We start from the raw sequence: 13277 nt of genomic DNA, 5'->3' as shown, positions 1-13277 counted from the left end.
AGGCCCTGCCCGCCCCTACCGGAGCCCCTGCCCTGCCCCCACCGCGGACCACCTCAAAGCTCAGCTCCTCGCCGCCGCCTCTTCAGCCCTGATGCATCCAGGCGATGACGTCGAACACACGCAGGACGCCGACGTCCTCACCGATACCCGCCTTGGCGCGGAGACGGACCAGCTGATCGTGCAAGGCACCGTTGTCCGCCCGCAGGGCCGCTGCCAACGCGGCCCAGAAGGAGTGGTCCACTCTCGGTCGCTCGAACAGCTGCTTGACGCGGATGTCGTAGACGGGAATGAGATGGGGACGCTTGCGGGCCAGCAATTTGGATGCGACAACCGGACCGCCACCATCGGGCTTTCCGGGGTATTGCTTGCTGCCGGTCAGGCGCTCCCACAACTCCCACGCAGGTCCGCCCTCCTCCATGAGCGCATCGCTTCCAGGATTCTCCAAGCGCGCGTCACGAGGGATGAGCGACAGCAGGCGCGCCCAGTGCCCGTCGGGGTCGGTCAGCAGGTTCATCGCCCCGTGCGGCTTGAGGGAGACGCTGAGCGTGGTGATGGCCACCAGGTCGTTGCTGTCGAAGCGGTCCGCGACCTGCTCTGCGTCCCCGCCCCCGCCCAGGCGCTCGAAGTGCGCGCCGGAATAGAACAGGTCACCGCTTGAGCGTCGTCGGGTGAAGTACTCGACCAGCCGGCGTACGGCCTTCTCGTCGTCCCAGTAAATCTCCGGGATCTTCAGTTCGATCACCGCAAGGCCCCCCAACTCCCCCACGAACACTGCTGTGTCGGTGGAGAGTACACCAGCGGAGACCATGCGGTGGCTCGGGCGGAAGGCGCCGTCGACACGGACGAGAAGCCTGGCCGCGGGTAGCGGCGATCGGCTTCGAGGACGGGGCCGGCCAGTCGATGACCCCGCCGCGCGCTCCGGAACCGGGGCCGGATCGGCCGGACCCCGGTGGTGCACGCGAGAGCCAGGGGCTCGGGAAGAGACTCGGCCGCGGGCATGCCCTGCCACAAACCCGGTGGGCGCCCCCCGCCTGGGCGCCCCCGGTGTCCCGGTCTTGGTCGGCCAAGAGAATCGGCCGGGGTTTGCCCGTCAGTTCTGGGCCCCGATCGAGAATCTCCCGCCGGACTGCCACCCTGGAACCGCCGACACCTCCGACACGCTCACCCACGGCCCGTTCCACCGGGCGCTGAACCGGTACACACAGGGGGACGACGAGTGAAGAACTTCTTCGGGAAAGTCCGCCTGGCGGAGCCCCAGGTGTCCGACGCCGAGCGCGAACTGTTCGGCGGCCCGCTGCGCTATGACATGGGCTGGTCCCAACACGAGCACGCGGGGCTGGACTTGACCATGCGGTCGGCGCTGCGCCAGATGCCCCCACTCGTCGGTGCCACACTGCGCATGGCGTGGCGCGCGGACCGCCGTGCGCTCGTCGCCGTGGCGATCAGCGAAATCGCCCAGGGCGTCGCCGCCGCTGTCAGCCTGCTCGCCGTCAACGCGGTCATGCACGCCCTGCTCGGCACCGGAAGCGCCGACGAGCGGCTGCACGCGCTCCTGCCCGGACTGCTCGCCGCCGCGGGCGTCGCTGTCGTCAACTCCGCCCTGGCCGGCTGGTCGACCTCCCGGGCCGGTCGCCTCGAACCGCTGGTCGAGCGGATCGCCACCACGCAGTACCTGGCAGCGGCGACCGCCGTCGAACTCGAAGCCATCGACGACCCTGACTTCCGCCGCTTGATCGACATCGCCCAGTACGGGCCGGCCTCCGCCCGCCGCATGATCGGTGCCTGTGTCTCGGCCCTGAACAGCACCATCTCGCTCGTCGCCACGGCCGGTGTCCTCACCGTCCTGCACCCTGCGCTGCTGCCCATGCTGCTGGTCATCGCGGCCCCCCGGGGCTGGGGCGCCATGCGGGTGGCCCAGGAACGCTACGTGTCGATGATGAACTGGATCGAGCACCTGCGGGCCAGCCGCCTCATCGGGAATCTCCTCACAGAACGCACGGCGGCGCAGGAGGTCCGCATCCACGCGGTCGGGCCGTTTCTGCTCGACCGGTACGAGCGCATGGCCCACAGTGCCGAAGCCGAGCAGGAGCGGCTCGCCGCCGGCAAAGCCGTCACCGAGTGGGCCGCATCGGCGCTGTCCGGGCTGGCGATGGCCGCCACCTACGGCGTCATGATCTGGCTGATCGCGAGCGGGCACATGAGCCTGGCGGTGGCCGGCACCGCGGTGATCGCCGTCCGATCCGGTTCCGCCAGCCTGGGAGCCCTGGTGATGAACGTGAACCAGCTGCACGAGGAATCCCTGTACGTCCGCGACCACGGACGCTTCCTGCAGGAGGCTGCCGAGCGGGCCATCCCCTCGGGCGGCGCGCCGCTCCCGGCCAAGGTTGAGCGCATCGTCCTCGACCAGGTCACCTACCGTTACCCCGACCGCGAGAGCCCGGCGCTGGACAGCGTGTCGCTGACCCTCCCCATGGGGTCGGTCACCGCCGTGGTGGGCGAGAACGGCTCCGGCAAGAGCACTCTGATGAAGGTCCTCTCCGGGCTGTTGCTGCCCCAGGAAGGGACGGTCCGCTGGGACGAGGCCGATGTCGCGGACCTGCAACGCACCCAGGTCTTCGACCGCGTCTCGCTGCTCACCCAGGACTTCCAGCGCTGGCCGGTGACCGCGGCGATGAACATCCGCATCGGCCGCCCGGACCAGGACGCGCGCCCGGACGACTTACAGCCCTCGATCGACTACGCGGGAGCGGGCCCCGTCATCACCAAACTCACCAACGGGCTGGAGAGCCTGCTGGCACGCGTCTTCCGGGGAGCCATCGAGCTCTCCGGTGGCGAATGGCAGAAGATCGGCCTGGCCCGTACCCACTGGCGCAGCGCAACCTGCCCTGCGGACAGCATCCTCATCGTCGACGAACCCACCTCCGCCCTCGATCCGGAAGCCGAGATCGAAGCCTTCGACCGGATCCGCCGTCTCGCCGCGCCGAACCGGGCCGTCGTCCTGGTCACCCACCGCATGTCGGGTGTCCGCCACGCGGACCGCATCTATGTCCTCAACCACGGGCATCTCGCCGAACACGGCACCCACGACGAACTCGTCGCCGCCCACGGGCGGTACGCCGCCATGTTCGCCGCCCAAGCCGCCCAGTACGCACCCAGCTCCGGCATCCCGAACCCCGCCGCACCCACCGTCCCGGATCCCGCGTGACCAGGCCGTTCGAAAGGCCGGCCGGGTCCATGCCTCCCATCGACGACACCGCCGACACCGCCGACACCGACGGGACGAACGCCCTGCGCCACCAGTTGACCGACCGGCTCACCGCGGCCGGCCACATCCGCACCGCCGCCGTCGAGCACGCCTTCCGCACCGTGCCCCGGCACGCCTTCGCCCCCGAGGTTCCTGTCGTATCGGCGTACGCCGACGACATCGTCGCCACCCGCCACACCGACGCGGGTCGCGTCACCAGCTCCGTCTCCGCCCCCTGGCTGCAGGCCGACATGCTCGAAGCGGCCCGCATCGAGCCGGGTGACCGCGTCCTGGAGATCGGCTCCGGCGGCTACAACGCCGCTCTCATCGCCGAACTCGTCGGCTCCGCGGGCAGCGTCACCACCGTGGACATCGACCCGGCCGTCACCGACCGCGCCACCCGATTCCTCACCGATACGGGATACGACCGCGTGCGCGTAGTCACCGCCGACGCCGAACACCTCCCGTCCGACATCACTCCTGACGAAGGCTTCGACGCCATCATCGTGACCGTCGGCAGCTGGGACCTGCCCTGGATCGGCGCCTTCGCCGAGGGCGGCCGCCTCGTCGCACCGCTGCGCCTGCACCAGTACACCTGGGCCATGGGCTTCACCAAGCGCGACGGTGCCCTCCACAGCGAAGAGCCACTCATCGTCTGCGGCTTCGTGGCCATGCGGGGCGCCGGCGCGTGGAAGTCCACCCGCCGTACGGTTCCGGGCACCGGTGTCCATCTCGTCTGGGAGGACGGCACCCCCCTGCCGGTCGACCGGCTCGCCCCCGTCCTCACCCGTGAGCCGTCCGTGGTGCACACGCATGTCACCGTCGGCGGCCAGGAACCGTTCGACGCCCTCGCCCTCTTCCTCGCCGGTGCGCTGCCCGGCTTCTGCCGCCTTGTCGTCGATCCCGGCGGCGACCGCTGGGTCCTGAACCCGCCGCCGCGGCACTGGCCGGGTGTGGCCATCGTGCGCGGTGCCTCGCTGGCATGCCTTGCAACCGAGCGCGTCCACGACGGCGAGGACGGCGGAGGCGTGTACGAGCTGGTCGTCCACGGCTACGGCCCCACCGGTCGCCTCGCCGCCCAGGAGATGGCCGAACAGGTCCGCCGCTGGCAGCGCAACCACCGCGCCGCGCTGTGCCCGCGCATCACCATCGAGCCCGTGACCGGCGGTGCTGCCGTTGCCTCCCCTGCGCGCGATCCGCACGTGTTCATCAAGAGGCACACCCGCGTCGCGATCGACTGGCCGGTCGTGGCCGGCACCGCGGCCCTTCTCACGGACGGTGAGGGGCGCTACCTGCTCCATCTGCGCTCGGCGACCAAGCCGATCTGGCGGCCCGGGCAGTGGGCCCGAGAGCGGACTCGCCGTCTCCGAGGCCGACTTGTCACTCGTGCACGTCGTCGACCTCCTCGACCCCGCCGGCGCGATCCCGCGTATCCAGTTCTTCTTCGCCGTGTCCCGATGGAGCGGCGAGCCCGCCGTCCTTCAGCCGGACCGGTGCACCGAGTGGCGCTGGTGGCCGCTCAGCGCGCTGCCCGAACCGACCGTGGGTTACGCCAGAGCCGCCTTGGAGGCGATCCCCGCGGGCACGCTCTACACCACGATGGGCTGGACCTGACACCCCTCCGTCCGCTGCCCCTCAGGGCTGCCGTTCTCGGGAAGGACCTGCCGTGCGCATGTTCGCCACGCAAGACGAATGGGACCGCAGCTACGCCGACGGTCGGCGTTTCAGCCGACTCAGTGACCGCGAGCGGTCGCTGCTGGCCACGCACGCGCCTCCGCCGCCCGATGGCAGGGCCCTCGACATCGGCTGCGGAGTCGGTGAACTCGCAGCCCACTTGTCCACGCTGGGCTACGCCGTGGACGCCGTCGACTGGTCGGAAACCGCCCTGACCGAAGCCGCCGCCCAACACGGCTTGGCCGTGCGGTGGTTACGCCTCGACATCGAGAACCACGAGCACGACGAGCACGACGAGAACTACGAGAACTACGAGAACGACGACGGGACACCACTGCACGCCGACGGCTACGACCTCATCACCCTTCGATTCGTGGTTCCGTTACTCACCTCCCGTGCCCGAACCCTGCACGCCCTGGGCCGACGCCTGCGCCCCGAAGGCGCCATCGTGGTCATCACGCCACGCGCCGCCGACACCCCGGCCGAGCGGCGTCGCATCGCTCTCGACGAGGCCGAACTCGCCCAGCTGCAGGCCGGCTGGGCAAGCCCGACGCTGCACGACGCCGGAGGCCTGGCCTTCGTGATCCTGCGTGACCCGTGCCCGACCGGGCCAACCACGCCACAGGACAGCGCCAGGGCAGCCGGAACGCAGGGCACACCCTCTGGTGAGGGGAGCGCCTCCGCCGGATTCTCCTCGATCCCCCGGAGCACGACATGTGGGCCGTCCACCACCTCGCAGGGAGGGGTCGGTTGATGGGACCGGGGGCCTTCGCCCGCCTCGCCGCCGTCGAACGGGCCCGGCTCGGCGAAGGCACCGCCTACCTCGTCACGCACACCTGACCCACGTCGCGCTGTATCCCGAGGAGACACCCGTGTCCGTCGAAGACATCAACAGCCGAGCCTGGACCGTCTACGGACAGCGCCAGCTCTCCCGTTCGCACATACCGCCCGTCCCCGAAGAACGGGCCTGGACGCCCTGGGAGGGGGTCGGGCCGGGTGCGGAGATCCTCGGCGACATCGCAGGCCGCCGGGTCTTGGACATCGGCTCCGGCGCCCGCCGTGCATCTCGCGCGGACCCACGACGCGCGCGTCACCGGGATCGAGCTGTCGCCCACCCAGCACGAGCGCGCCGTCTCCACCCACGCCCACGTTCCGGGCGTGGAGTTCGTGCGGGCGGACGTGGTCGCCTACCTCGCCGGGGCCGAGCCCTTCGATGCCGCATACGCCATCGGCACCATGGGGTTCATCGACCCGCACCGCTCGCTGCCCGCGCTGCGCGACGGCCTGCGCCCCGGCGCGCCGCTGGTCCTCTCGCTCCTGCACACGGACCTGCACGACCGCGGCCCGTCCTCCACGGTCGCACCGCGCGAGCAGATGCTCCTGCTGCGGGACGATCCGCCGCCGGCGACCCGGATGTGGGTCCTGGCACCGCACCTGTGGGAGGACCTGCTCGCGGGCGGCGTGCTCGCTCTGCACTCCGCGAGCGGGGCTCGTACGACCGTCGTGACCACCACTTGGGCCTCGGACAGTACGCGCGCACCAGAACTCGCGACGGCGTTGTCCGTCCTCGGCGCGGGCCACCCCCGCATGCTCGGATACCGCGACGCGCGCGACTTCCGCCCCGAAGCCGTACTGACCCACGACGCCCTCGGCCAGATGACCGGACACCCCGACCACCGCTACACCCGCCTCGACCTCGCGCCGGGGCGCCCTGGCGCAACCCGTTTGGTGCTCTGAGCGATCCACCTGAACCCGGCGGCCTCGTATTCGACCGCGCGGCCAGAACGGTCAGGCCGACGTGACCGGTGAGGCCGGCCCAGCCGGTCTGGTCGACGAAGCCCGGTTCCAGGACCGGAAAGCGCGCCGGACCGGGCGAACTGGCTGTCAGGCGCCCCTCGTCCGTCCGCCGACCGGAAGGCGGAGCCGTTCAGGGCGGGAGCAGGAATGCGCCGACTGTCAGCCGGGAGTCCTCGGTCACCGAAGTCTCCGTGTGCCGGCCAATCGCCCGCCCCAGCCGGGCGGCCGGCTCGCCATGGCTGTGGGGCGGGCTCAGCGGGAACCGGTCGCCGCGTACGAACGGTACGGAGGAGCGGAACGGTCGCCGTAGCTGCGGGATGTCCTGGGGCTTCGGGTGGATTTCCGGTCGGCGAGAGGTTCAGTCGGCGGCCAGCAGGTGGGCGGGGGCGATCCGGGACAGTGTCCGGACGGGCACGGTCAGGGCGGCGCTGACCAGTGCGGTGGCGGCCAGCGTGGCCAGCAGTGCGGCGCCGGTGATCGCGAGGAGATGGCCGTGCAGTACGCCCTGGCCGAGCGCCACCACCGCCACCAGACCCGCCGCGGCACCCGCCAGGCCCCCCAGCAGGGCCAGTCCGATCCCCTCGTAGAGGGTCAGTTTCGCGAGTTCGCGGTTGGTCCAGCCGGTGGCCCGCAGTACAGCGAGATCGGAGGCGCGTTCGCGTTGGGAGAGCACCAGTACGTCGACGGCTCCCGCGGCACCGAGCACCAGGGACAGGGCGACGCTGAGGTAGTCGGCGGTCCGCGCATGTGCCACGACGGCGTTGCCGAGCAGCGAGCCCGCCACCTCGCCCTGGAAGGCCAGTGTCAGGGCGAGGAGCACCGTGAAGGCGGCCACTCCGAGCGCGAGGCCCGCCGCGCCGAGCAGGGTGCGGCCCCGCACCCGCAGGAGGTTGACCGCCGCCAGCCCGGCCACCGAGCGCACCGGGCGGGCCCGGCGGGCCGCCGTCACCGGAGGCCGGACGGCCTGCATGGGACCGAGCCGGGTGGCGAGCCAGGCCGGAACCAGGCCCGCGCCCGTGGCCAGCAACAGCGCCACCGGGAGGACGAGGAGCGATTTGGCGCCGGCGTCCGGCTGACCCAGCAGCCTGCCGAGCCCGTACGCGAGCATCGCCCCCACGACTCCTGCCGCGAGACCGATCACGGCCAGTTCGCCCAGGACCAGTCTGAGCACCTCGCCGCCGCTCCAGCCCACGCAGCGCAGTGTGCCGATCTCGGTGCGGCGGGAGCGTACCGAGGCCAGCGCCGCCTGGCCGAGGAACAGCGCGCAGACCACCAGGACCAGTGTGAAGAGGAGCGCGCTCTTGGTGTCGACGGCCTTGAGGATCCGTAGCGCCACGCCTTTGGCCACCCAGCGTTCCGTCACCTTCGCCGTGGCGCTCAGCGCGACCGTCTGGAGGGTGGGTGAGCTGCCCACGGTCACGTCGACCTGGAGCTTGGGGAAGGCGGTGCGGATGTTGCCGGCCACGGCGTTGACCCGTGCGCGGGAGGCGGCGTCGACGCCGGTCACTCCGGCTACTCGCAGTCTGATGGCGCTGACCGGTGCCGTGTCCTGGAGGCTCGGGGTACGGCGGCTCCTGGTGAGCGCGGTGATGGAGTCCATCGTCGTGAGCATGGTGGGGGGTGGGGTGAGGTAGCCGCCCAGGTTGCGGTCGGGCCGTAGCGGCTTGTCGCCCAGTGCGGTGCGGGTGGCTTTGTCCTCGCCGGTGACCTGGGGAGGCTGGTAGGTCTCCAACGGTGCCTCGGTCAGCGGGGAGAAGCCGGGCAGCTCGGCGGTGTCGAAGCGGCCTACGACGCGGATGACCGGGCTGGACGCGCGACCGTAGTCGGGCCCCTCGCACACGCCCTTCCCGTTGCAGAAGGTGGAGGCGTGGCTGGTCACCTTCCGGTACTGCGCGCCCGTGTTCTCCTCGGGGACGTCCGGGACCGGTTGTTGGTTCAGATTGGTCACCCACAGGTCGGGTTTCTGCGGAGGCTGCGGCTGTGCGGCGAGGTCGCCGCCGGATGTCCGGCGGTAGGTGACCGGGCCGACGGTCCAGTAGTTGAGGCTGTCGACCCCGTACGTGGGCACCGCCTTGCGGTAGCCCTGTCCGAGGTCGGCGCCGACGCGGCCCACGGGCGTGCCGTGCAGGTTCTTGACGAAGGTGTTCGCTGTCGGGTTGCCCAGCTTCGAGGGCAGCTCGGCAGGGTCTCCGATGTCGAGTCGCTCGACGGTGGCGCTGATCTTCCCCGCGGTCAGCGCGCGGCTGCTGAGCACCACCGGCACGTACGTTTCCCGCTGGCCCTGAGGGTCCTTCGAGGGCGGCACCACGTACGACTTGTCATGTTCGGTGAGCATCCGGCCCGAGGTGACGGTGCGGCGCAGGCCCACCAGCCGGTCCTCGGCCCGCGGGTCCACGGCGGACAGCAGGACCGGGTACGCGACGGGGATGTCGATGGTGGCCTTGCCCTGTCCCGACTGGCAGTTGAGCCGCGAGTGCAGGTCGGGGTCGAACGCGGACCTGTCGCTCAGGTCCTCGCCGATGATGCTCTCCTTCATCGGCAGTTCGAGGCTCCACCGGGTCTTCTCCGTCTTGTCCCCGTTGAAGTAGAAGCACACGTTGTACTTCCCGTTCATCATGTACCGCCGTGTGCTCCTGTCGATCGCCCCCTTTTCCAGGGTGTCGGACTCGAACACGTCGTCGGACTTCCCCGAGGTGAGGGGGGAGCGGGTGAGGTAGACGTACTGATCGGCGGCACGATGGGTGCTCAGGCCGGCGGCGAGCATCGGAGTGATGCGCAGGATCTGGCGGGGCGCCTCGCTGTCGAGGAAGCGGGACACGTCGACGGAGACCGTGTTGTGGACCATCAGGTAGCCGATGTTGGCGACCGGAGCCGCCACGTCGACTCCGGTCATCCCCTCGATGCGCCGGTACTGCTCCATGGTGATGCCGCCGAAGGTGCCGGACAGGAAGTTCGGCGCGACCAGGCCGTCCTGCCGCTCGACGTCCGTCTGCGAGTTCGGCGGCCTCACCAGGACGTCGTACGCGGACCTGGCGTTCTTGCGTACCGTGCCCACGGTGCCGGCCTGGCTCGTGTGCACGGTCGAGGTCAGCAGGGTGAAGCTGGTCGCCGCCACGAGGATTCCGGCGGCCAGCGCCATGGCGCGTCCGCGCCGACGCCGGAGCTGACCGATAATCATGGCTATCACGGACGCAGACCTCCCAGTCGGTCGAGCACGTCGCCGGACGCGGTGATCCGCTGGTTCGAGATGATCCTGCCGTCCTGCAGACGCACCACCCGGTCGCCGTTGGCGGCGACCTCGGGATCGTGGGTGGCGATGAGCATCGTCATCCCGTAGCGCTCCCGCAGGGACATCAGCAGGTCGATGATCTCCCTGCCGATGACGCTGTCGAGGTTGCCCGTCGGTTCGTCGGCCAGCAGCAGCCCCGGCCGGTTGATCAACGCGCGTGCCACGGCGACGCGTTGCTGCTGGCCGCCCGACAACTCCGCCGGCAGGGCGTCGGGCCGGCCGCCCAGGCCGACCGCCTCCAGCAGTTCCATGCCGCGTTCACGCCGGTCGAAGTCGACCCTGCGGGGCAGTACGGGCGCCAGCACGTTGTCCAGCACGGTGAGTGCGGGCAGCAGGTGAAAACGCTGGAAGACGAACCCGATGCGCCGCCGGTGGCCGTCCAGGTCACGAGGCAGCAGTTCCTTCCCGTCGATCTCGACGCTGCCTTCGTCGGGCCGGTCCATCCCGCCGGTCACGTGCAGCACCGTGGACTTCCCGGCCCCGGACGCCCCGGTCAGCACCACCACCTCCCCGGGGGCGACCTCCAGGTCGACCTCGTCCAGGGCGATCAGCCCGGGGTACCGCCGGCTCACCCCTCGCAACGCCACGCTCACAGCAGCCATAGATGCAGCCCCACTCCCCTACATTGCCGCAATTCACAGGTATATTGTCACAATGCAGGAGGGAGGTATATGCCGCTTCACCACGCCGTGCTCGCGCTTCTGACGCAGCGACCGAGCCACGGCTACGAACTCAAGGCCCAGTTCGAGGAGACCATCGGTCCTCAGTGGGGAGGCCTCAACATCGGCCACCTCTACCAGATCCTCGAACGGCTGGTCCGGGACGGATACGTCACGCGCTCGCAAGTCGCGCAGACCGACCGGCCCGACAAGAACCTGTACACGCTGACTCCCGCGGGCAGGGCCGAGATGGACTCGTGGGCGACCACCGCCTGGGTACGTACCGGCGGCTTCCGCGACGAGGTCTTCCTGAAGCTCCTGGGAGCCGTCGCCCTGGGCGCGGAGGCGCTGGTCACCCTGATCGAGGCCCAGCGGCAGACGTACCTGTCGGAACTCGCGGGCCTCGCACAGCAGCGCAGGGCGCACGCCGGCGAGCCACTGGTCGCCCTGCTGATCGACGCGGCCGTCGCGCACACCAAGGCCGACCTGGGGCTGCTGGACAGCGCCGAGCGGCACCTGAGCCCGCTCGCCGCGGCGCGGGGCGCGCGGACACCGCGGCAGCCGCCTGCACCCGGCCGAGGTCAGGACGGCGTCGCGGGGGCCGACGGTGACCACGCCCGGGAGAGAGGGCCTTGGTCGGACTCCGCGTAGCGACGCTTCCCGCAGCCGGCCCGCCCGGCCACCGGCCACCGGCCCGATCGGCACCCCGGACGAGGCCATGAGGTGGCTCACCCGCTGTACCCCCACCACGGCACAGCACCGGACCGCGCCCGCACGACCGAGCGATCGCCCCGGCCTCCCCTCCGCCACCCCACCTCCGCCGACCCACCGCGTCGGCGCGCCAGGGTGAAGGCCGAACGGTCATCGTCCGCGGACGTACCGTTCGGAACGCACGTACCGCTCGGAACCCAGGTACCGCTCGGAACCCACGTACCGCTCGGCTATACGCGGTGTCCCCTGATCTCGGCACGGTCCCGGTAACGGCGGCAGAAGTCGTGCCGCTGCCGCCGGTGGTCCGTCGTGGCGGCTGTCGTGCCGGCCGGAGCGCGGTGCGCGGCGCACAGCACACGCTTGGCGCTGTCGACCATCTCGTCGCTGTCGGACGCGGCGTCGGCGAGACTCACGAAGCACAGGGTCAGCAGCAGTGCGCCCGCCATGAAGGGCAGCGTCCGGCGCGGGGGAGGCGGGGCAAGCAGGGCCCGTACCCGCTGGGGGACGACCCCGCCCGTGGCCGCCATGGCGCTGGGGCGTGACACGGCGGCGGACGCCAGGGCGGCTCGCCCGACCGCGCGGGCGACGACCGCGCGGTCGCCGACCCGCGCGGCGGCCTCCTCGTCCGCCCAGCGTTCCAGCACGAACGCGCCGGTGTCGGCCAGGGGCCGCAGCAGCGGGTTCACCGCGGCCGTGAGCCGCCAGAGGGTCTGGAAGCGATGGTGCCCGGCGTTCAAATGCGCCCGCTCGTGAGCCAGTAGAGCGCCGCGTTCGTCGTCGTCGAGGCACCGCAGCATGCCCCGGGACACCACGATCCGTCCGGGCGTACCCGCCAGCGCGAACGCCAGCGGCGCGTCGTCGTCGAGGACGGCCAGCTCGGTGTCTCCGGGCAGCCGGGCACACTCCCGCCGGGCCCGGGCGACCTGGCGGGCGTGCCGGAGGGCGGCCGCGGCCAGCCGTACGAGGCTCACGGCCAGGAGGAGCGCACTGCCCGCCGCGACGGTGACGTGCACCGGGTCCTCCGCTCGCAGCGCCCGAACCGACCAGTGGCCCTCGGCGGCGACCTGGGGTATCCGCGCGATGCCGGTGAACGCCAAGAGCGCCAGCGATCCCGTCCATCCGGCCGCCGTGACGAGCGCGGCGCAGGCCAGGGCCCAGGCTGCGGGGCGCGGGGAGAGCCGCCGCGTCAGACGCGGCGCCGTCAGCGTGAGCAGGGCGGATACGAGGAACGGAACGTAGACGCTGATCCGCACCGGCTCAGGGCCTTCCGTCGGACGTCGCGTCGCCGCCGCGCGCCTCGTGCTCGGACAGCAGGGTGTGCAGCAGTTCCTCGTCCCGTTCGGACAGTTCGGAGACGAAGCGGGTCAGCACCGCCTCGCGGTCCGGTCCGCCCTCCAGGAGCGATCGCATGCGCCGGGCGGTGTGCGAGGCCTCGTCCCGGGCCGGCGTGTACGCGTATCCCCGGCCCTCGCGGTGCCGGACCAGCATGCCCTTGCCGTGGAGACGGGTCAGGATCGTCAGAACCGTGGTGTAGGCCAGGCCGGCGGCAAGACGCTCCCGTACCTGACGAGCGGTCATCGGACCGTCCGCGGCCCAGAGCGCGGCGAGTACGTCGCTCTCCAGCTCGCCGCGGGCCCGTCTGCCGGATCCGGCAGATCCGGCAGATCCGGCAGATCCGGCAGATCCGGCAGATCCGCCGGGGGGTTCCTGTCCCCTGTGTTCGCTCACAGTCCACCTCCCGCTCCCGCGTTCGGGACAGACTACCCGGCGATCTCCTACTAAACGTAGGAGGTAAGCTCCGGGCTTCAAAGCGTGAACTACTACATGTTGTAGATCCCGCATGCCCTCTGACGGTGGAGGAACAGCCCATGCCCCACGCCGAACGCATGCTCCACGGACCCGC

At 71.1% G+C, this 13277-nt stretch carries 9 protein-coding genes and 2 pseudogenes; 6 read left to right on the top strand and 5 right to left on the bottom strand.

What is annotated here, in order from left to right; genetic code table 11:
- Positions 1–82: 82 nt before the first annotated feature.
- Positions 83–742 (bottom strand): DUF6308 family protein, encoded by a 660-nt coding sequence (locus tag ABZV34_RS10315; RefSeq protein ID WP_356273203.1) that lies wholly within the window; start codon positions 740–742, stop codon positions 83–85.
- A 474-nt stretch (positions 743–1216) separates the two neighbouring features.
- On the opposite strand from ABZV34_RS10315, the gene ABZV34_RS10310 reads away from it, so the two are divergent.
- The 5 genes and pseudogenes from ABZV34_RS10310 to ABZV34_RS10290 all read left to right on the top strand — a co-directional run.
- A complete protein-coding gene (locus ABZV34_RS10310) occupies positions 1217–3205 on the top strand; it encodes an ABC transporter ATP-binding protein (RefSeq protein WP_356273201.1) in 1989 nt (662 codons plus the stop codon).
- A 29-nt stretch (positions 3206–3234) separates the two neighbouring features.
- A complete protein-coding gene (gene fxlM, locus ABZV34_RS10305; protein WP_356273199.1) occupies positions 3235–5133 on the top strand; it encodes a methyltransferase, FxLD system in 1899 nt (632 codons plus the stop codon).
- Positions 5046–5672 (top strand): class I SAM-dependent methyltransferase, encoded by a 627-nt coding sequence (locus ABZV34_RS10300; protein WP_356273305.1) that lies wholly within the window; start codon positions 5046–5048, stop codon positions 5670–5672. The genes fxlM and ABZV34_RS10300 overlap by 88 nt, the downstream gene beginning before the upstream one ends.
- Positions 5673–5914: 242 nt before the next feature.
- Positions 5915–6166: pseudogene (locus tag ABZV34_RS10295) on the top strand (class I SAM-dependent methyltransferase); the annotation flags it as partial.
- A 165-nt stretch (positions 6167–6331) separates the two neighbouring features.
- Positions 6332–6604, top strand: a pseudogene (locus ABZV34_RS10290) (hypothetical protein); the annotation flags it as partial.
- A 469-nt stretch (positions 6605–7073) separates the two neighbouring features.
- On the opposite strand, the gene ABZV34_RS10285 reads toward ABZV34_RS10290, so the two are convergent.
- Positions 7074–9893, bottom strand: coding sequence for an FtsX-like permease family protein (locus tag ABZV34_RS10285; protein WP_356273303.1), 2820 nt, complete (start codon positions 9891–9893; stop codon positions 7074–7076).
- Positions 9894–9898: 5 nt separating this feature from the next.
- Complete coding sequence (locus ABZV34_RS10280; RefSeq protein ID WP_356273197.1) at positions 9899–10606, bottom strand: ABC transporter ATP-binding protein; 708 nt, start codon at positions 10604–10606, stop codon at positions 9899–9901.
- A gap of 69 nt (positions 10607–10675) precedes the next feature.
- On the opposite strand from ABZV34_RS10280, the gene ABZV34_RS10275 reads away from it, so the two are divergent.
- On the top strand, positions 10676–11314 hold the full coding sequence (locus tag ABZV34_RS10275; RefSeq protein WP_356273195.1) for a PadR family transcriptional regulator: 639 nt from the start codon (positions 10676–10678) through the stop codon (positions 11312–11314).
- A 290-nt stretch (positions 11315–11604) separates the two neighbouring features.
- On the opposite strand, the gene ABZV34_RS10270 is transcribed toward ABZV34_RS10275, so the two are convergent.
- Positions 11605–12627, bottom strand: coding sequence for a M56 family metallopeptidase (locus ABZV34_RS10270; protein WP_356273193.1), 1023 nt, complete (start codon positions 12625–12627; stop codon positions 11605–11607).
- Between the two features lie 4 nt (positions 12628–12631).
- On the bottom strand, positions 12632–12997 hold the full coding sequence (locus tag ABZV34_RS10265; RefSeq protein WP_356273301.1) for a BlaI/MecI/CopY family transcriptional regulator: 366 nt from the start codon (positions 12995–12997) through the stop codon (positions 12632–12634).
- Positions 12998–13277 lie beyond the last annotated feature (280 nt).

The organism is Streptomyces sp. NPDC005195 (assembly GCF_040608315.1).
GTDB lineage: Bacteria > Actinomycetota > Actinomycetes > Streptomycetales > Streptomycetaceae > Streptomyces > Streptomyces kaempferi.
The sequence above is the reverse complement of the archived record's forward strand: the minus strand, read 5'-3'. Positions and strand labels throughout refer to the sequence as shown.

Excerpts from the sequence above, each read along its gene's own strand:
- ABZV34_RS10275 (WP_356273195.1), top strand. The coding sequence starts at position 10,676 with ATGCCGCTTCACCACGCCGTGCTCGCGCTTCTGACGCAGCGACCGAGC.
- fxlM (WP_356273199.1), top strand. The coding sequence starts at position 3,235 with ATGCCTCCCATCGACGACACCGCCGACACCGCCGACACCGACGGGACG.
- ABZV34_RS10285 (WP_356273303.1), bottom strand. The coding sequence starts at position 9,893 with ATGATTATCGGTCAGCTCCGGCGTCGGCGCGGACGCGCCATGGCGCTG.
- ABZV34_RS10280 (WP_356273197.1), bottom strand. The coding sequence starts at position 10,606 with ATGGCTGCTGTGAGCGTGGCGTTGCGAGGGGTGAGCCGGCGGTACCCC.